Source organism: Cellulomonas hominis (genome assembly GCF_005239125.1).
Lineage (GTDB): Bacteria > Actinomycetota > Actinomycetes > Actinomycetales > Cellulomonadaceae > Cellulomonas > Cellulomonas hominis_A.
In genome coordinates, this window is the sequence record NZ_SZYE01000062.1 from 1 (window position 1) to 18,770 (window position 18,770).

Annotated in this window: 14 protein-coding genes; 8 read left to right on the plus strand and 6 right to left on the minus strand. The window is 75.1% G+C overall.

Annotated features, from left to right (window positions below; all coding sequences use genetic code 11):
• Positions 1-1,050: glycosyltransferase family 4 protein (locus FA014_RS09525; protein ID WP_154729451.1), on the plus strand; the 1,050-nt coding region annotated here is incomplete at its 5' end.
• A gap of 21 nt (positions 1,051-1,071) precedes the next feature.
• Here FA014_RS09525 and FA014_RS09530 read toward each other — a convergent pair.
• The gene (locus tag FA014_RS09530) at positions 1,072-1,683 is read right to left on the minus strand and encodes a dTDP-4-dehydrorhamnose 3,5-epimerase family protein (RefSeq protein WP_154729452.1); all 612 of its coding nucleotides are present in this window, start codon (positions 1,681-1,683) and stop codon (positions 1,072-1,074) included.
• An 84-nt stretch (positions 1,684-1,767) separates the two neighbouring features.
• On the opposite strand from FA014_RS09530, the gene rfbD reads away from it, so the two are divergent.
• A complete protein-coding gene (gene rfbD / locus FA014_RS09535; protein ID WP_154729453.1) occupies positions 1,768-2,613 on the plus strand; it encodes a dTDP-4-dehydrorhamnose reductase in 846 nt (281 codons plus the stop codon).
• A gap of 23 nt (positions 2,614-2,636) precedes the next feature.
• Complete coding sequence (locus FA014_RS09540) at positions 2,637-3,554, plus strand: glycosyltransferase family 2 protein (protein WP_195969227.1); 918 nt, start codon at positions 2,637-2,639, stop codon at positions 3,552-3,554.
• A 69-nt stretch (positions 3,555-3,623) separates the two neighbouring features.
• Here the strand turns inward: FA014_RS09540 and FA014_RS09545 are convergent, their stop codons facing one another.
• The 3 genes from FA014_RS09545 to FA014_RS09555 all read right to left on the minus strand — a co-directional run bounded on the left by FA014_RS09545 (position 3,624) and on the right by FA014_RS09555 (position 9,981).
• Positions 3,624-5,255, minus strand: a complete 1,632-nt coding sequence (locus FA014_RS09545; protein ID WP_154729455.1) for a polysaccharide pyruvyl transferase family protein — start codon at positions 5,253-5,255, stop codon at positions 3,624-3,626.
• A complete protein-coding gene (locus FA014_RS09550; RefSeq protein WP_154729456.1) occupies positions 5,252-7,639 on the minus strand; it encodes a glycosyltransferase family 4 protein in 2,388 nt (795 codons plus the stop codon). The genes FA014_RS09545 and FA014_RS09550 overlap by 4 nt, the downstream gene beginning before the upstream one ends.
• Positions 7,640-7,734: 95 nt before the next feature.
• Complete coding sequence (locus tag FA014_RS09555) at positions 7,735-9,981, minus strand: hypothetical protein (RefSeq protein ID WP_154729457.1); 2,247 nt, start codon at positions 9,979-9,981, stop codon at positions 7,735-7,737.
• Between the two features lie 229 nt (positions 9,982-10,210).
• On the opposite strand from FA014_RS09555, the gene FA014_RS09560 reads away from it, so the two are divergent.
• Positions 10,211-11,374, plus strand: a complete 1,164-nt coding sequence (locus FA014_RS09560; protein ID WP_195969228.1) for an acyltransferase family protein — start codon at positions 10,211-10,213, stop codon at positions 11,372-11,374.
• 32 nt (positions 11,375-11,406) lie between these two features.
• Here the strand turns inward: FA014_RS09560 and rfbA are convergent, their stop codons facing one another.
• On the minus strand, positions 11,407-12,288 hold the full coding sequence (rfbA, locus tag FA014_RS09565) for a glucose-1-phosphate thymidylyltransferase RfbA (protein WP_154729459.1): 882 nt from the start codon (positions 12,286-12,288) through the stop codon (positions 11,407-11,409).
• A gap of 187 nt (positions 12,289-12,475) precedes the next feature.
• Between rfbA and FA014_RS09570 the strand changes: the two genes are divergently transcribed.
• Together FA014_RS09570 and FA014_RS09575 are read left to right on the plus strand one after the other, a co-directional pair.
• The gene (locus tag FA014_RS09570; RefSeq protein ID WP_154729460.1) at positions 12,476-14,632 is read left to right on the plus strand and encodes a hypothetical protein; all 2,157 of its coding nucleotides are present in this window, start codon (positions 12,476-12,478) and stop codon (positions 14,630-14,632) included.
• Positions 14,633-14,710: 78 nt separating this feature from the next.
• Positions 14,711-15,670 (plus strand): glycosyltransferase family 2 protein, encoded by a 960-nt coding sequence (locus FA014_RS09575; RefSeq protein ID WP_154729461.1) that lies wholly within the window; start codon positions 14,711-14,713, stop codon positions 15,668-15,670.
• On the opposite strand, the gene FA014_RS09580 is transcribed toward FA014_RS09575, so the two are convergent.
• On the minus strand, positions 15,630-16,604 hold the full coding sequence (locus tag FA014_RS09580; protein ID WP_195969229.1) for a lysylphosphatidylglycerol synthase domain-containing protein: 975 nt from the start codon (positions 16,602-16,604) through the stop codon (positions 15,630-15,632). The genes FA014_RS09575 and FA014_RS09580 overlap by 41 nt on opposite strands.
• Positions 16,605-16,680: 76 nt before the next feature.
• On the opposite strand from FA014_RS09580, the gene FA014_RS09585 reads away from it, so the two are divergent.
• Both FA014_RS09585 and manA read left to right on the plus strand, forming a co-directional pair.
• The gene (locus FA014_RS09585) at positions 16,681-17,421 is read left to right on the plus strand and encodes a class I SAM-dependent methyltransferase (RefSeq protein WP_154729463.1); all 741 of its coding nucleotides are present in this window, start codon (positions 16,681-16,683) and stop codon (positions 17,419-17,421) included.
• 83 nt (positions 17,422-17,504) lie between these two features.
• The gene (gene manA / locus FA014_RS09590; protein WP_154729464.1) at positions 17,505-18,707 is read left to right on the plus strand and encodes a mannose-6-phosphate isomerase, class I; all 1,203 of its coding nucleotides are present in this window, start codon (positions 17,505-17,507) and stop codon (positions 18,705-18,707) included.
• The last annotated feature ends 63 nt before the right edge of the window (positions 18,708-18,770 follow it).

Below are 18,770 nucleotides of genomic sequence, written 5' to 3' on the forward strand. Positions count from 1 at the left end.
CCCGCGCTGGCCCGGCTCGACGTGCGGCTCGCGGTCGCCGCGCAGCCCCGCGACGTCGAGCGGTTCGCGACGGCGCTGCCCGACGCCGAGGTGCTCGCCGCCCCCGAGGCCGCCGAGCGCCGCCCCGTGCGGCTCGCGTGGGAGCAGGCCGGCCTGCCGCGCCTGGTGCGCCGGTGGCGCGCCGACGTCCTGCACAGCCCGCACTACACGGCGCCGCTGCGACCGGGCGCGCCCGTCGTGGTCACGCTGCACGACGCCACGTTCTTCAGCCACCCCGAGCTGCACTCGCCGGTGAAGGCCCGGTTCTTCCGGTGGTGGATCCGCCGGGCGGTGCGCTCCGGCGCCCAGCTCGTCGTGCCGTCCGCGGCCACCGGCGCCGAGGTGCGCCGGTACGCGGGTGGCGACGAGGGCCGGTTCCACGTCGCCTACCACGGGGTGGACACCGGGACCTTCCACCCGGTGCCCGACGCGGAGCGCGCCCGCGTCGCCGCCTCGCTGGGCCTCGAGGGCGAGCCGTACGTCGCGTTCCTCGGCACCCTGGAGCCGCGCAAGAACGTCCCCGCCCTGGTCCGGGCCTGGACCCGGGTCGCGCAGGAACGGCCGGCCTCCGCGCCCGCGCTGGTGCTCGCCGGGGGACGCGGCTGGGACACCGAGGTGGACCCGGCGCTCGCCGCCGTCCCCGCGGGCCTGCGCGCGCTGCGCCCGGGCTACCTGCCGTTCGAGGACCTGCCGGGCTTCCTGTCGGGCGCGTCGGTCGTCGCGTACCCGAGCCTGGGCGAGGGATTCGGCCTGCCGGTGCTGGAGGCGATGGCCTGCGGCGCGGCGGTGCTCACCACCCGTGAGCTGTCGCTGCCCGAGGTCGGCGGCGACGCCGTGGCCTACTGCGGCACCGACGAGGCGTCGATCGCCGCGGGGCTGGCGGACCTGCTCGCCGACCCCGCGCGCCGCGCCGAGCTGGGTGCGGCGGCGCGGGAGCGGGCGGCGACCTTCACGTGGGACGCCGCGGCCGAGGTGCACCTGGCGGCCTACCGGGCCGCCGCGCGGCGCTGACCGGGCGGCCGCCCGCCGGCGTCAGAGGGACGCGACGTACTCCGCGACGGCCGCGTGGTCGGGCAGCAGGCCCTGCGCCCGTGCCTCGGCCAGCGTCGGCGCCGCGGTGTCCTTGGTGGACAGCTGCGGCGTCACCGGGTTGCCGTGCCGGTCGGTGGTCGGCCACACGATGCCGATCTCCGGGTCCAGCGGGTGGATGCCGTGCTCGCGCCCGGGGGAGTACCCCGTCGAGCACAGGTACATCACCGTCGAGTCGTCCTCCAGCGAGAAGAACGCGTGGCCGAGGCCCTCGCCCAGGTAGATCGCGCGCCGGTCGACGTCGTCCAGCAGCACGGTGTCCCACTGCCCGAACGTCGGCGAGCCCACGCGGATGTCGACGACCACGTCGAGCACCGCGCCCTTGGGGCACGTGACGTACTTGGCCTGGCCGGGGGGCACGTCGGCGAAGTGGATGCCCCGGAGCACGCCCGCCGCGGACACGGACAGGTTGGCCTGCTGGAGGTCGAACCGGTGGCCGGTGGCCTCGGCGAACGGGCCGCCCTGGAACGCCTCGAGGAACACGCCCCGGGGGTCGCCGTGCTGCACCGGGGTGATCTCCCAGGCGCCGGGGACGGACAGCTCGCGGTAGGTCATGGGGGTCCTCTCGTCGGAAGTGGCCGGAGGAAGCCTAGCCGCGCCGGTAGGCTGCGGGCGGTTGATCGACGACGAGGAGTGGACGTGCGCTGGTTGGTCGCAGGTGCGGCAGGCATGCTCGGGCAGGACCTGGTGCCGCTGCTGCGGGACCGCGGGCACGAGGTGGTGGGCGTGGACCGCGGCGCCCTCGACATCACGGACCCGGTCGCGACGGTCGACGCCGCCGTCGGCTACGACGTGGTGGTGAACTGCGCGGCGCACACCGCCGTCGACGCCGCGGAGACCGAGGAGCAGACGGCGTTCGCGGTCAACGCCGTCGGTCCCGCGCTGCTGGCCCGGGCCGCGCGCACCGCGGGTGCCCGCCTCGTGCAGATCTCGACCGACTACGTGTTCGACGGCCACGCCACGCAGCCCTACGCCGAGGACGCGCCGCTGCTGCCGCGCTCCGCCTACGGCCGGACCAAGGCCGCGGGGGAGTGGGCCGTGCGCGCCGAGGCGCCGGACCACCTGATCGTGCGGACCGCCTGGCTGTACGGCGCGCACGGCAGCTGCTTCCCGAAGACCATCGCGCGGGTCGCCGCCGAGAGGGGCGGGCTCGACGTCGTCGCCGACCAGGTCGGCCAGCCCACCTGGACCGTCGACCTCGCGGACCTCGTCGAGCGGCTGGTCGCCGCGGGCGCACCCGCCGGGACGTACCACGGCACGTCCCAGGGCGAGACGTCCTGGCACGGGTTCGCGCAGGCCGCCGTCGCCGCCGCCGGGATGGACCCGGCCATCGTGCGGGAGACGACCTCGGAGAAGTTCGAGCGGCCCGCGCCGCGCCCGGCGTACTCGGTGCTCGGGCACGAGGCGCTGCGGGCGGCGGGCGTGGAGCCGATCCGGGACTGGGCGGAGCGGTGGCAGGCCGCGGCACCGGTGGTCCTCGCGTGACCGCGGAGGGGCCCGTCTGGGTCGTGATCCCCGCACTGGACGAAGCAGAGAACCTCCCCGTCGTCGTCCCCGCGGTGCTCGCCCAGGGCCTGGTGCTCGAGAGCGGCGGCGCCGTCCTCGTGGTGGACGACGGGTCGACCGACGGCACCGCGGACGCCGTCCGGGCGCTCGCGGCCGAGCACGGCGAGGCTGTCCGGCTGCTGTCGTTCGGCCGCAACCGGGGCAAGGCCGCCGCGCTCCAGGAGGGCTTCGGCCTGGCTCTCGAGCACGGCGCTGACGTGATCGTCATGATGGACGCGGACGGTCAGGACGACCCCGGGGAGCTCCGCCGCCTGGTCAAGCAGCTCGACACCGGGGACGACCTGGTGACCGGGGCACGTACGGTGCGACGCGACCGCTTCGTGAAGCGGCACACCTCGCGGCTCTACAACAGGGTGACCTCCCTTCTTTCCCGGACTCCGGGGCGCGACTTCAACTCCGGGTACAAGGTGATGCGAGCCTCGGTCGCGCGCGACGTGGCGCCGATGATGTACGGAGAGATGCACCGGTACCTCACGGTGATCGCGCACTGGCGCGGCTACAGGGTCGCGGAGGTGCCGGTCGAGCACCACGCCCGGCTGCACGGGACCAGCAAGTACGGGATCGCCCGGTTCTGGCGCGGCTTCATCGACCTCGTGACCGTGCGGTTCCTCATGTCCTACGAGAGCCGCCCTTCCCACCTGTTCGGCGGCGTCGGGGCGGCGTCGTCCGGCATCGGGGGCCTGATGCTGCTCTACCTGCTGGTGCTGCGCCTGGCGGGGCAGCAGGTCGGGAACCGGCCGATGCTGATCGCGGCGGTCCTGCTGGTCGTGGTCGGCGTCCAGCTCGTGCTGTTCGGACTGCACGCCGAGCTCATCGTGTACCTGCGCAACCGGGACCGGCACGCGGCACCGTCGCGCTGACGGCACCGAGGCGCCCGACCACGGACACGACGACGGCCCCGACCTCCGTGGTCGGGGCCGTCGTCGTGCTCAGCGCGGCCGGAGCCGGCCGTAGATCCGGCGCGGCCGCTCCAGCATGCGGAACGTCCGCGTCGAGTACACCGCATCGAGCTCCGAGCGCAGGGACTCGATGGTGGGCAGGCCCTCCATCCAGGTGGCGAGCGGGCGCAGGGGGTCGGACACCAGAGCGTGCGCCGCCTCGTTCGCGATCCGCAGGGTATCCACCTCGTCGCGGGTCAGCGCCAGATCCGCGGCGAGGTCGGCGCGCTCGCGCTCCAGCTCGTCCACCCGGGCCACCAGCTCCCGGGCCCGGTCACGCTCCTCGGTCCCCGCGAGGCGCTCCGCCTCGAACCGGGCGGACACGACCTCCGACCACTCGCGCAGCGCCGTGGCGGCGGGGAACCAGCGGCCGTCCTCGAACGAGGGCACCTCGGCGAACGGCACCGCGGGTACCCGCGAGCCGCTGAGCGCCGCGTGCACCGCGTCCCACCACACGGTGCGCTCGGGGCGGCGCGTCGCGTCGACGGTGGCGAGGTGCGCGCGAACCTCGTCGGCCCGGGCCCGCACGTCGGCGACGATCTCCGCGAGCTCGCCGCGGACGAGCGAGGCGACGGAGAACGCGAGCGCCCCGAGGCCGTAGTTCTCCAGGCTGCCGTGGATCTTGGTGGACGTGTAGGCGTCGACCCCGACGCCGACGGCCGGCACGCCGGCTGCGGCCGCGAACACGACGGGGTGGTAGCGGGTGCTCAGGACCAGCTCGGCGTGAGCGACCAGGCGGGCGGCCCGGCGGGCCGTCACCGGCTCCAGGACGTCCACCCGGGCGGTGGTCACGGCGTGCGCGATCGCCTCGTGCACGGCGAGGTCGCCCGTGGGGCCGTCCGCGCCCCGGGTGGCGTGGTGGGGGACGAGGACGACGCGCAGCTCGGTCCCGGCCACCGAGTCGAGCAGCGCCGCGACGGAGGCGACGTACTCCTCCGGCGACGAGAGCCCGGTCGCCGGGGCGAAGGTCGCAGCGATGTAGGGCCCCGGGGGCAGCTCGTCGGTGTCCGCCGCGGTGTCCAGGTAGGCCGCGTCGTCGACGACGCGGGCCAGGCGGTCCTCCGGCATGCCCAGCTGCCGGGCGAGCTCGTACGACGGCGCTTCGCGGATGCCGACCAGCGCGGCGGACGTGAGGACGCGGCCCACCAGCTCGCCGTGCCGCGCTGTCAGGTGCGGGCCCAGCGTCTGGCCCGTGACGACGTGCGGCTTCGCGAACCGTGCGGCGAGGCCGGCGAGCGCGGCGCGCTCGTAGACGTGCTCAGGCCAGGTCGAGGACAGGTTGCCACCGCCGGAGATGACCACTCCGTCGGCCTCGGCCACGGCGTGCAGCACCTGCCAGGCAGGGTCGTCCCACGCGAGGGCGGACGACTCGCCTCCCGCCGCCTCCAGCACGGCGGCGAGGCGCGCGTCGCGCTCCTCGTCCGACGCCATGTCCGCGAAGCCGATGCGCGGCACGGTCCCCCAGCCGTAGCGGGCGATCGTGTCCTCCTGGTCCCCGGACAGGGCGACGACCTCGAGGGCGGTGCGTGCCGCGAGCTCGTCCGCGACGGCCTCCGCCATGGCCTCGTCGCCGGCGTGGTAACCGCCGGCGGAGCCGACGTCTCCGAGCAGGACAATCTTCATCGGGCACCTACCTCGTGGGGGGCGAACGCGGGGAAACGGGTGAGCAGCGGGGTCACCGCGCGGGCGACCGCGTCGACGGAGAACTGCTCGATGTGCGCGCGGGCGCGCGTGGCGACAGCCGCGGCGCCGGCGCGGTCGTCGTGCACCGACCGCATGGCGGCGGCCGCCAGCGCGAGGTCGGGATCCGCCCACAGCGCCTCGGGGTCGTACGGGTCGGCGTCCGGCCCGACCTCGGTGAGGTTGTACGGCACGAGGAACGCGGTGTCCTCGGTCATGAAGTCCATGTTCCCGGAGTAGGCCGTGGCGACCACGGGCGTGCCGGCGGCCATGGCGTCGGCCAGGTTCAGGCCGAAGCCCTCCGACCGGTGCACCGAGACGACGCAGTCCACGAGCTCGGTCAGCGCGCGCATCTCGTGCGCGGTGAGGTACCCGTCGCGCAGGACGATGTCGGGCCGGTCGAGGGTCGCGAGGCGCAGACGCTCCCGCTCCGTCGGGCGCAGGTGGCCGTTGATCGACTTCACCACCAGGACGGCGCCGTCGTCCGGGCCGAAGGCGGCGCGGTAGGCCTCGATCGCGCCCAGCGGGTTCTTGCGCGCCATCACCGAGAGGAAGTCGAAGTTGGCCAGGAACACCGTGCGGTCCTCGGGCAGCCCCAGGTGGTGCCGCCGCAGCAGCGTCGGCTCCCGGGGGGCGGTGATCGGCAACGGGACCACGCGCACGGGCTTGCCGGTGCGCGCGGCCACCGCTCGCTGGTTGAACGTCGTGGAGACCCAGACCTCGTCGACGTGGTCGAACGCGCGGTCGAAGGTCGCCGGGAAGTCCTCGAGCTCCCAGAACCAGTAGCCGACCCGGACCCCGCCGCCGCGCCCGAGGTTGAGCCGGCCCGCGAGCAGCGGCGTCTGGTCCGCGTTCACGCACAGGACCGAGTTCACGTAGCGCGGACGGTCCGCGATCCGGCCCTGGTAGCGGTGCTGCTGGCGGGACTGGGGGCCCTGTGTGACGCCGACCATCTCCCACGGCACGCCTGTGCGGGCGACCGCCTGACCTAGCCGGCGACCGGCCTCGCCGACGCCGAGCTCGGCGCGCGCGTAGCCGATCAGGCTCCAGCCGAACTCGGCCTCGCCCGGTCGTGCCGACCGCGCCCGGCCGGTGCGACCCGGCTCGTCACGGGGCGCCGGGCCCAGGCTCCCGATGAGCTCCAGCGCGCCGGGGTCGGCGTCGAGCCAGTTGCGGAAGTGCTGCGCGTCGGCGCCGAGCGGCGCGGGGAACGCGCGCTGCAGGTCCTCGCGCATCCGCCAGATCGCGTACTCGAACCGGCTGAACGCCAGGTGGTCCACGTGCAACGTCGGGCCGGTCAGCCACTCGCGGAACTCCGCCGGCTCGCGCAGCGGGTTCGGCGCGGGCACCGCGGTGCGGTCCTGGCTGACCACGGAGTCGCGGTACATCCGCCGGACGAGCGACGTCAGCCGGAGGCCGTCCGGGGTGCGGTCGTTCCGGTACGGGTTCTTGCGCAGCGTCACGTGGTCGAGCTCGACGAGCTCGGCGCCGTACTCGTCGCACAGCGCTCGCAGGTCCGGGTGCTCGCTCAGCAGGGTCCGCGGCATCGGCCCGAGGTGCTTCGACAGCAGCCACGGCTTGGCCGGGTCGTACCCGCTGAAGTGGAAGAACCGCAGCGGCCGGTCGCCGGCGCGCCAGCCGCCGTCCTCGCCCCTGGTGATCTCCCGCTCGTGCAGGTTCCAGTAGGCGGCGTTCAGGCCCTGGTCGCGCAGGATCTCGACCGCCTCGAACGACGGCGCCCAGTCGATCCACCGCTGGTCGGTGAACAGCGCGTTGCCGAGGTCCACGACGGCGTCCGTCGTCAGGCGCTCGTGCCACCAGGTGAGGAACCGGTAGGCCGAGCCACCGGTGGCGATGAAGCCGAGGTTGTACATGCCCGAGTGCATGATGTCCGACTCGGTGAGGCGCTTGCCGTCCCGCGGCAGCGGCGCCAGCGCGTGCGGCGTGAGTGCCACGCCGTGCTGGACGGCGGCCTCGAAGACGTCTCCCAGGTCTCCGTACACCCGGATGTCGGGGTCGAAGTAGCTCGCGGACGCCGCGCCGGACCGGTGCAGGTGCATCAGCATGGCGGGCTTGAGCGCGGTGGCGTACTCCATCACGTCGTACATCACGTGCATCGAGTCGAGCACGTCGGGGTCCAGGCCCAGGTCGGCCGGGAGAACCACGGCACCGAGCCCGGTCAGCGACCGGTCCTCCTCGTCGCCGTCGATGATCAACGTGGCGAAGTGGGCGTCCGGGTTGTGGGCGACGAAGGACCGGGCGAGGACCCGGGCCTGGGCGATGTAGTTGCGGGCGACGATGGTGCAGACGGCATGGCGACGCGTCACGAACCTGATCCTCCAGAGATGCCGTCGGCGCTGAGGGCGCGGGCTGCCGCGTGCCCAGGCGGTGGTGGCGCGGCCGGGCGAGTGTACCGCGGGCGTCACGACCCCGGTGGCTGCTCCGGCGCGTCGAGGCTGCGCAGCGAGATGGACGCGAGCCAGTAGGCGAGCGTGCGCGTGTCCTCCTGACCCACGTCGGCGGGTGAGAGCGGGGCCGGCGTCTCGAGCGTCAGCGCGACGCGCCCGTCGCCGGCCTCGACCAGCTCCGTCGGGACCGGGACCTCGAGGGCGGTCGTGGCGAACGCCGACCGGAAGGTGTGCTCGGCCACCACGTCACCGTCGGCGACCACGCGCAGCTCCCGCGGCTGGGCGGCGTCGGCGAACCGCGCGCCGGTGAGCGTGAGCACGAGGTCCGCGCCCCGCAGCTCGTCGGCCACGTCGAAGACGACCCGGGTCGATCGACCGGTCGACCACACGCCGGACCCCTCCAGTTCGCCCCACCGGCCGTAGAGGAAGCGCTCGGTGGCGGGGTGCTCGGCGCTGAACGCGACTGTCCCCGCGCCGAGTGCGAGGTCGACCTCAGCGAGCACGTACTCCCCGGCGAGGTCCTCGGACCGGGTGGTCGGCCACACCTCGGCGTCCCGGGCGGGCAGGAGGAACGTGCTGCCGATCGGCGCCCCGCTCTGCGCGTAGGTCCGGCCCGCCGCGACCACACGGTCGGCCGGTAGGAGGAGGGGGACCAGAGAGTCCTGGTAGATGTCCCCGAGCCGCACGTTGACCGCGTCGAGCTGCAGGCGGGAGTCGTCGGCGAGGCCGAATGCCGCCGCGGGGACGACCACGGGGACCGTGGTCGCGGCGACCACGGCGAGCGCGGTGCTGCCCGCCGCCAGGGCGGCGAGGAACGCGGTCGACCAGCGGCGCGCCGCCGCGGGGACCAGCGTCGCGAGCCGGGCGAGGACGAACGGGACGATCAGTGCGACCACCACGGCGAGCCACTTGTGCGTCGAGTAGCCGGTGAAGCCGTTGACCAGGACGATCAGAGCGCCGTTCGCGGCGGTCGCGCAGATGAGCGCGCCGGTGGCGGGGATCCCCGGCCGGTGCCGCTTCCACGCCAGGTAGCCGAGGGCACCGGCGAGGGTGAGCACGCCCCACCCCACGAGCGCCTGGCCGAGTGGCGGAGCGGACCGCAGGTCCACCTGCATCCCGATCAGGGCGAGCGGGCTCGCGAGCGGGATCTCGTAACCGACCTCGCCGGTCGTCTGGTTCCGCAGGGAGCTGGCGTACCACCCGAGGACGGGGACGCTCACCGCGATCGCGACGAGGGCGGCGACCGCGGTCGTGCGGACGACCGGGCGCCAGGCCTGCCCGCGCACCGCCACCAGCCACCCGAGCAGCGCGACCGTGCCGACCCCCGTCCCGAGCACGAGCGTCGCGTTGCTCCCGACGGTCGCGGCCGCGAGCGCGCCCGCGACCACCCCGTGGAGCGCGCGCCGCGCGGCTCCAGGTCCGCGCGGCGGCGCCACCAGGACCGCGAGGAGCACCGCGACCAGGGCGACCGCCACCGTCTGCCCCAGCTGGGCGTCGAACACCCGCGACATCGGCAGGATCGAGAACGTCGGCACCAGTACGACGAGCGTCGCGGTCGCGGTGCCGATCCGCAGCGTCCGCGCGACCAGCGGCAGCAGCGTGGCGACGAGCGCGAAGAACGAGACGGCGACCATCGGCGCGAGCAGCGCCGCCGCAGGGGTCCGGGTCACGACCGAGACCGCGACCAGCATCGCCGTCACCATCGGCTTCTCGTACCCGGCGCGGTTCACCTGGAACGCCCCGAAGGGGTCGGGGTGCGTGTCCAGGAAGGGTGCGGCGCCGTGCCCGGAATCCGCGATCCAGACGTCGGCGGACGCGGCGTAGTTGGGGAAGTCGTTCGCGAGCGCGGTCCAGTACACGAGGCCGTGCGCGAGCAGCGGGGCCAGGACCACCACGGTCGCCGCCAGGGCCACGGCGTCCCACCGGGTGGGCAGCAGGGCGCGCCACGCTCCCATCCGGCCGAGGCGCCGACGCCCGCGCGAAGGGCGCGCCTCCAGCAGCGCGAGCACGGCGAGCACGACGAGCGCCGCACCGGCCAGCGGCAGCACCGGCAGCACGGCGTCGCCCGCGAGGACGTACGACGGCGTGACCACGACGGCCGTCGCCGCCAGGCCGAGCCCGAGCGTCGGGCCGAGGCCGCGCACGGGCCGCGCCACCCGCTCGAGCACCAGCCGAAGCGGCGCGCCGACCACGAGCAGGTAGCCGGTGGCGACCACGGCCACCGCCAGCACGGTCGCCGCCTCGCCCAGGCTGCTCGTCACGACGTCCTACCCTCCGTTGGCTGTGGGCCGTCCCTGGACGTGCGCGCGCGGGCACCCGCGGGTGGCGCGAGGACGGTCCGCCGAGCCTAGCCGCGTCCCGCGGCCGACCAGCACCCGGATCCACGGCCGCCACCGACCTGGTCGTCCGCTTGTATGCTCGGGCCGCCTGCGCGAGGTCCTGGTGGGCGTCGATCCGCCTCTCGGGGCCTGATGTCGGGGGACAACTGTGGTGCTGGCCGAGCCGCCGACCCGGGGCGGGTACTTCTCGCTCGTGAACCAGCTCCGCGGTGCCGCCGCGCTCCTGGTGGTCTGGGACCACCTCGTCGGGCAGTGGCTGGCCCAGCGCGGGCTCCAGTGGGCGCCGTCCGACCTCGTCGAGCGCTTCGTCCTCGGGCCGCTGAACCTGATCCAGCACGCCGGGTTCCTCGGTGTCGCGCTGTTCTTCCTCATCAGCGGATTCGTGGTGACGCGGGCCGCCGCCCGTGAGGACGGCCGCACGTTCGTCCTGCGCCGGCTCACCCGGGTGTACCCGCCGCTGGTCGCCGCGGTCCTGCTCGCCGTCGCGGTGGCGTGGGCGCAGGCAGAGCTCGGCATGGGGTCCGAGGCGTGGGACGCGCTCACGCCGGCGGCCGTCCTGAAGGCGATGACGCTCGTCACCTACGTCTCGGTCCCCCAGGTCGTGGTGGTGGGCGTCGCCTGGACGCTCGTCATCGAGCTGGTCTTCTACGCGATGCTGTGGGCGGTCGGGCCGCTGCTCAAGAGCGCCCGGCCGGACTGGCTCGCCACCGTGGTGATCCTGGCCGTGGTCGTCGCGGTGGGCCTCCTCGGACGCTCTCTCGGTGACGGGTTCTTCCTGCTCAGCGTCTCGGTCTCGTACGTCCCGGTCCTGGTGGTCGGGCACGTCGTGTACCTGGTCAGCCAGCGCCGCACGCCGGTGTGGGTCGGCGGCCTCCTCGCCCTCGCCGCCTGGCTGGTGTTCGTCTGGGGGGTCGAGCGCACGCAGCCGACGTTCCTGACGCCCGAGAGCTCGTACGGGTCCAGCCTCAGCGTCGCTCTGCTGCTCTTCGTGCTCGCAGTTCTCTGCGAGGGTCGGATCAGGCCGGCCCGGTGGGTCGACGTCGTGGCCGCGCGCAGCTACACCCTGTACCTCGTGCACGGCATCGTCGGCCTGTTCGTGCTCGACGTCGTGACGCGCGAGGGGGTCGCCTACCGGTGGGCCCTCCTGGCGGCGTTGATCGCTACCGCCGCGGTGACGGAGGGCTTCTACCGGGCGGTCGAGCGCCCGTCGATCTCCCTCGGCCGCCGGCTCACCCGGTCGCGCCGGGACACTGCTGGCGGGACGCCCTCCGCGCACCGCGAGCCCGAGCCCGGCCAGATCGCAGCGCCGGTGTAGCGCCCGGCGCTCGTGCCGCCGGGCGCCTCGCGTCAGGACCGGGCGGCGTCGTCCTCGACCAGCAGCGACAGCAGGTACGTCCCGTACCCGGACTTCACCAGCTTCTCGGCCCGCACCCGCAGGTCGTCGTCGGACAGGAACCCGCGGCGCCAGGCGACCTCCTCGGGCGCGCCGATCTTGAGCCCCTGCCGGGACTCGATCGTGCGGACGTAGTCCGAGGCCTCGAGCAGCGAGTCGAAGGTGCCGGTGTCCAGCCAGGCGGTCCCGCGGGGGAGGACCTCGACCTGCAGGCGGCCCTGCTCGAGGTAGTGCCGGTTGACGTCGGTGATCTCGTACTCGCCGCGCGCGGACGGCTGCAGGTCCTTGGCGATCGCCACGACGTCGTTGTCGTAGAAGTACAGGCCCGGGACCGCGTACGAGGACTTCGGCTGGGCGGGCTTCTCCTCGAGGGACAGCGCGCGGCCCTGGGCGTCGAACTCCACGACGCCGTAGGCGGTGGGGTCGGCGACCCGGTAGGCGAAGACGGCGGCGCCCTCGATGTCCTCGAACCGGGTGAGCTGGGAGCCGAGGCCGGGGCCGTAGAAGATGTTGTCGCCCAGCACCAGGGCGGCCGAGTCGCCGCCGACGAAGTCGGCGCCCAGCACGAACGCCTGGGCGAGCCCGTTCGGCTCCGCCTGGACGGTGTAGCTGATCGAGATGCCGAACTGCGAGCCGTCGCCCAGCAGGCGGTGGAACTGCTCCGCGTCGTGCGGCGTCGTGATCACCAGCACGTCCTTGATGCCCGCGAGCATGAGGGTGGACAGCGGGTAGTAGATCATCGGCTTGTCGTAGACCGGGACCAGCTGCTTGCTCACGCCGAGGGTGATCGGGTGCAGGCGGGTGCCGGAGCCTCCCGCGAGGATGATGCCGCGCATGGTCGCCCATTGTGCTGCATGGACGCGGCCCGTGGGGCCGATCCGGCGACCGGCCCGGGTAGGGGACCGGTGGCGGCGGTGGGTGGCGCGCACCCGGCCGTAACGTCCACCGCGTTCTGCTCGCGGTCCGCTGCACCCCGGCGCGCGGGCTCCCTGACCGGCGAGGAGACCCCCGACCGTGCGTGCCGTGGCCGTCGCGACCGTCCTGCTCGGCGCCCTGATGCTGCTCTGCGGGCTGCCGTTCGCGGTCGCGCTCCGGCGTGCCCGGGACGGCTGGGTCGCGGCCGGGGTGGACGCGCTGCTGCTCGGCGTCGTCGCGCTGCCGCTGGCCGTGACGTTGTGGGCGTGGTGGGGGGTCGCGGGCGCCGTGCTGCCGGCGGTCGCCTGGGGCGCCGCCGCGGTCGCGGTCCTGCGGCGCGGGCGGGCGGGGCTGCCCCGGAACCCCGGACGGCCGGGGCGGGACGGGGTCGTCCGTGGCGTGCTGTGGTGCGCCGTGCTGGTGGCCGCGGCGGTGCTGCGCCTGCGCGAGGTGGAGTTCGTGCCGTGGGTCGGCGACATGGGTGCGTACGTGAACTGGGCGAACGAGCTCGCGCGCACCGGCGCGCTGGAGGCGACCTGGCCGCCGCTGCTGCCGGCGTACCTGGCGGTGGGCGCGACCCTGCTGGGCACGGCGCACGCGACGGCGGGCATGGCGGTGGTCGGCCTGGTGCTGGTGCTGGCGCTGGCGCGGCTGGCGCAGCAGCTGGGCGTCGGCCCGTGGGCGGTGCTGGCCGCGGGCGCGGTGGTCGCGGTCCACGGGCACGCCGTGTGGTTCGCGACGTTCCCGGCGAGCGAGTCCCTGGCGGCGCCGTTCCTCGTCGTGTGGCTGCTGACGGCGCACCGCGCCCTGACGGCCCCCACGCGCGCCGCGCGGTGGCCCCACGTGCTGGCCGGCGGGGTCGTGGTGGTCGCGCTCTGCCTGCTGCGGGCCAACGGGCCGCTGCTGCTTCTGCCGGTGCTCGCCGTGCTGGTGGCGGTGCTCGCGGTGCCCGCCTGGCGGCGGTTCGCCGGCGCGTGGTCGGGGGTGTCCGCGGCGGCGGTGGCCGGCTCGGCCGTCGGCTACTGGTACGGCATCGCCGTGATCCCGGCGTACTACGTGGACATGCAGCTCCCGCTGTTCCTCCCGGCGCGCGCGCTCGCGGTCCTCGGTGACCTCGGGGTGCTCGACGGGTCGGCGCGCACGGCCGCGCTGCTGCTCGTCGTCGTCGCGGTGGTGTGCACGGCCGTGCCCGCGCTCGGTGCCCGGGTGTCGCGCCGGGCGACGGCCTCACCGGGGGCCCCGTCCCGCCGGTCGGAGACGGTGGTGCTGCTCGCCGCCGCGGTGGCGCTCGCCGGCCTGCTGGTGGTCCTGGCCGTGCAGGACGGCGACGTGTGGCGCATCGCGGGCCGGCTCGGGGTGTGGCTGTGCGCGGCGGGCGTGCTGGGCGCCGCGGGCGCGCGGTGGCTCCCCGACGAGGCCGCCCGGCCGGTGCTCCTCGTCGGCGTGGCCACCGTGCTGCTCTACCTGGTGCTGCAGGACGCCCGCCTGGGGGAGCCGCGCGAGCACGCGTTCTACCTCTACTGGGACCGGTACCTCGTCAGCGAGGTGCTGCCGTGCCTGGTCCTGCTCGGGGCGGTCGCCCTGCACCAGGGGTCGCGGGCGGCGGCGGCGGGGCTCCGGCGGGTGCGGGTCGACGGCCTGCCGGCCCCGGCGGTGGCGGCCCCGGTCGCGGCGGCGGCCGCGGTCGCGGTCGTCGCCTGGTCGGCGCCGGGCCTGCGGCACGCGAACGGCGACGCGTTCCTGCGTGGCGCGCGGGCGCTCGCCGAGGACCTCGCGGAGGTGGCGCTCGCGGAGGGTGCGCCGGTCGTCTGGGCCGCGGCCGGCGACGACGAGATCGCCGACTACTTCTTCCCCAACACCTGGATGGCGTTCGCCGTGCCGCTCGCCGTCACCTCGGGCCTGGACGTGGTGGACCTGGACGTCGGTGACTTCGAGCCGGACGCGCCGGCGGGCGAGGGGCGGCTCCGGCGGGCCGCGACGTGCGCCGACGGCGACGACCTGACGGTGCTCGAGGTGCGCCGCGGCGGGCCGGGTCTCGGCGAGCGCCTGGACGGGTCCGACGTCGCGCTGCTGCACCTCGGGACGGTCCGCGGCAGCTGGCGGGTCCTGCCGCAGCGGCACGAGCCGGACCGGTGGCGGACCGTCGAGTTCGAGGTCGACGCCTGGCGCGCGACCGTGCCCGCCGCGCTCCAGCGCCTGCCCTACGCGTGCGGCGACGCCGCCGTGGACGGGGGCGCGGGAGGGGTCCGGCAGCAGCTGCGGTGACCGCCTCAGGTGCGCACGCCGGGCTGAGATAGGTTCACCACGTCCTCTTCGCCCCTCCCTCCTGCGTCAGGATGCTCCATGAAGGTCTTCGTCCAGATCCCGTGCCTCAACGAGGAGGCCACCCTGCCCGCGGTGCTCGCCTCCATCCCGCGGGAGATCCCCGGGGTGGACGAGCTGGAGATCCTCGTCATCGACGACGGGTCGACCGACCGCACGGTCGAGGTGGCCCGCGCGCACGGGGTGCGGCACGTCGTCCAGCACTCACGGAACCAGGGGCTGGCCCGCTCGTTCCGCGACGGCGTGGACTACGCGCTCGCCCACGGTGCCGACGTCGTGGTGAACACGGACGGGGACAACCAGTACCCGCAGGACCGGATCCCCGACCTGGTGGCCCCGGTCGTCGAGGGCCGCGCGGACATCGTGATCGCGGACCGGCAGACGGCGACCATCGCGCACTTCTCGCCGTTCAAGAAGCTCATGCAGCGGGTCGGCAGCGGCGTGGTGAACTTCGCCGCCGACACCCACCTGCCGGACGCCGCGAGCGGCTTCCGTGCGTACTCCCGCGCCGCGCTCATCCGGCTGAACGTGGTGACCGAGTTCTCCTACTGCATGGAGACGATCATCCAGGCGGGGCACAAGCGGCTGCGGATCGCGTCGATCCCGGTGACCACCAACGCGAAGACCCGCGAGTCCCGGCTGTTCCGGAACATCTTCCACCACATGGCGAAGTCCGGGTCGGCGATCGTGCGCAGCTACCTCATGTTCAAGCCGTACGTGCTGTTCGCGTGGTTCGCCGTGCTGTTCGGCGTCCTGGCGCTGTTCCCGGCGGTCCGGTTCCTGGTGCTGCACTTCGGGCCGAGCGAGAGCGACGGCAACGTCCAGTCGCTGATCTTCGCGGCGATCATGGCGGTGGCCGCCCTGCTCTCGGTGGCGCTCGGCATCCTCTCGGACCTGCTGCGGACCAACCGCACGCTGCTCGAGGAGCAGCTCGAGCGGATCAAGCAGATCCAGTACCCGGGCCCGGGTCAGGCGGCGTAGCCGGGACCGCCGGGGTCTCGGCGGGGGAGCGGGCCGGGCCCCGGCGGGCGAGGAGCGCCGCGACGCCCGCGGCCCCGGCGTCCGCGACGACCATGAGGACGCGGCTGACCAGCGCGACCAGCAGGGCGTCGGCCGAGGGCAGCAGGGGGGCCAGGGCCAGCACCAGCGCGGCCTCGCGGGGACCGGTGCCGGCGGGCGCGACGACGACGAGGAAGCCGACCACCCAGGCGAGCGCGAACGCCCCCGTGCCGAGCACGGCGGCGCGGCCGGGGTCGCCGGGCGCCAGGTCCGCCACCAGCACGGCGGCGTGGGCACCGAACAGCAGCCACATCACCAGGGCCCAGGCCGCGGACCGGGCGAGGCCGGGGCCGCCGACGCGCACCGGGTCGTCGCCGCGGCGCATCAGGCGCAGGGCGAGCGCGACCAGCCGGTTGAACACCGGCGGGAGCAGGCCGACGATCCCGAGCGGCACCACCGCGATCGCCCACCAGTAGGTGGACAGCGAGCCGGGGGAGGCCGCGGCGAGCCCGACGACGGCCACGGCGCCGCCGACGACGAGCAGCACGGCCAGGGCGGCGAGGGCCACCACGGCGCTGCGCGCGCGGGTCACGCGGTGCGCCCGGCCCAGCTCGGCCTGCGCCACGACGGCCCACACGCTGCCCGGGACGTACTTCCCGAGCTGCCCGTGGTAGTAGATCCGGGCGGCGGCGCCCAGGGGCGGCGCGTCGCCGGTCGCGGCCAGCAGGCTGCGCCAGGACAGCATCTGCGCCACCAGGCCCGCGCAGGCGAGCACGAGGGCCAGCGCGACGGTGCCCGCGTCCAGCCGGGTCAGGGCGTCGCCGAGCTCGTCGCGGCGCCCCAGCACCGACCACACGAGCAGCGCCAGCGCGACCGCGAAGAACACCGCCCCCACCACTGCTCGCCTGGATCGCACCGCACGAGGATAGGGGGACGGGCCGATCGCCTAGGGTGGGCGCGACCCGCACTCAGCCACACCGAGGAGGTCCGGCGTGCCCGGCACCGGACAGATCGCCCGCTCCGCCTACGTCTCGACCTCGCGCGCCGTGCGTGAGGCCGCGCGCCGCACGGGCGTGTACGACCGGCTGGACCGGCGGTACCGGGAGGCGCCGCGCAGCGTCGGCGGGCACCTGCGGACGCTGTTCGCGATCCACGACGTCGAGGACCTGGTCGTCCTGGACCAGCCGTGGTGGACCTACGGCGCGATCGACGCGGTCGCCGAGCACCTCGCCGCGCTCGACGGGCGGGCCCGCGTGTTCGAGTACGGCTCCGGCGCGAGCTCGGTCTGGCTGGGCCGGCGCGCGGCGGAGGTGCACAGCGTCGAGCACCACGCCGGGTTCGCCGGGGTGATGCGCCGCGTGCTCGCGGAGGCCGGTCTCGACGGCACGGTCACGCTGCACGAGGTGCCGCCGACGACCGGCGACGTGCCCGTGGTGCCGTCCGAGCGCGGCGGCGAGGAGGGCAACGACTACGCCGGCTACGTCGCGAGCATCGACGACGTCCCGGGGGAGTTCGACCTGGTGGTCGTGGACGGGCGCGCCCGGGTGGCGTGCCTGCAGCACGCCGCGAAGCGGCTCGCCCCCGGCGGCATCGTGCTGTTCGACGACACCCAGCGGCCGCGGTACGCCGCGGGCCTGGAGGGCAGCGGGCTGCACGTGCAGCGCATCCGCGGCTGGGTGCCGTCGCTGCCGTACCCGCGCGAGACGTCGGTGCTGCGCATCGGGCGGGGCTGACGCGCCGGGCCGGGCAGCCGCCCCGGCTCGAGGGGGCGTTGGGTAGCATCGGGACGCCCTGCCGCCGCACCCCACGAGGGACCATGTACCGCCTGACGAACGCCATCCAGCACTACGCCTGGGGCTCGCCCACCGCGATCCCGACGCTGCTCGGGACCGAGGCGACCGGGGAGCCGGTCGCCGAGGCGTGGTTCGGGGCGCACAGCAGCGCACCGTCGCACTGCGTGCAGGAGGACGGCACCCCGGGCGCCTCGATGCCCGAGGTGATCGCGGCGGACCCCGCCCGCGTGCTGGGCGAGGACGTGGAGGCGCGGTTCGGCGCCACGCTGCCGTACCTGCTCAAGGTCATCGCCGCGGAGACGCCGCTGTCCCTCCAGGTGCACCCCCACGTCGCCCGCGCTCGCGAGGGGTTCGCCGAGGAGGAGGCCGCCGGGGTCCCCCTGGACGCGCCGCACCGCAACTTCCGCGACCGGAACCACAAGCCCGAGCTGGTCTACGCGCTCACCCGGTTCGAGGCGGTGTGCGGGTTCCGCGCGCCGCGCCGGGCGGCCGAGCTGCTCGAGGGCCTGGACGCGCCGCTCGCCAAGGACCTGCGCGCGATGCTCGCCGAGCAGCCGTCCGCCGCCGGCATCGAGGCCGTGTTCACCCGCCTGCTGCGCCCCGAGACGCGCCCGTCCCCGGAGGAGGTCGGCGAGGTCGCCGTCGCCTGCGCCGCACGGCTCGAGGCCGGCTCGGTGTCCCCGCGCGCCGACCGCACCGTGGTCCGGCTGCAGGAGGCGTACCCGGGTGACCCGGGGGTCGTCACCTCGCTGCTGCTCAACCCGGTGACGCTGCAGCCCGGCGACGCGCTGTTCGTGCCCGCCGGCGGGGTGCACGCCTACCTCAAGGGGCTCGGCGTCGAGATCATGGCGTCCTCGGACAACGTGCTGCGCGCCGGCCTCACGCCCAAGCACGTGGACGTCGACGAGCTGCTCCGCAACGTGGACTACGTCGCCGCGCCGCCGATCCGGATCGCCCCGGAGAAGTTCCACGGCGCCACGCGGGCCTACTACGCCCCGGTGGACGACTTCGAGCTGTCGGTCACCCGCGTCGACGACGGCCACGAGCACCCGCTGCCGGGCCGCGGTCCCCGCGTCCTGCTCTGCCTGGAGGGCCGGATGACGGTGTCCTCGCGGAACGACGGCGCGCTCACGCTGACCCGGGGCCAGGCGGCGTTCGTCCCGGCGTCCGACGGCGCGCTGCGGGTGCGCGGCGGCGGGACGCTGGTCCAGGCCGACGTCCCCTGACCCGGCCGCGCCGGCCGCGCGGCCGCGCGACGCGGGGCGGGCCCCAGGGCGGTCCGGCCCGGT

What these genes read in the sequence shown, in the direction of transcription:
- FA014_RS09530 (WP_154729452.1), bottom strand. Translation starts at nt 1,683, where the DNA reads ATGACCTACCGCGAGCTGTCCGTCCCCGGCGCCTGGGAGATCACCCCG.
- FA014_RS09545 (WP_154729455.1), bottom strand. Translation starts at nt 5,255, where the DNA reads ATGAAGATTGTCCTGCTCGGAGACGTCGGCTCCGCCGGCGGTTACCAC.
- rfbA (WP_154729459.1), bottom strand. Translation starts at nt 12,288, where the DNA reads ATGCGCGGCATCATCCTCGCGGGAGGCTCCGGCACCCGCCTGCACCCG.
- FA014_RS09575 (WP_154729461.1), top strand. Translation starts at nt 14,711, where the DNA reads ATGAAGGTCTTCGTCCAGATCCCGTGCCTCAACGAGGAGGCCACCCTG.
- manA (WP_154729464.1), top strand. Translation starts at nt 17,505, where the DNA reads ATGTACCGCCTGACGAACGCCATCCAGCACTACGCCTGGGGCTCGCCC.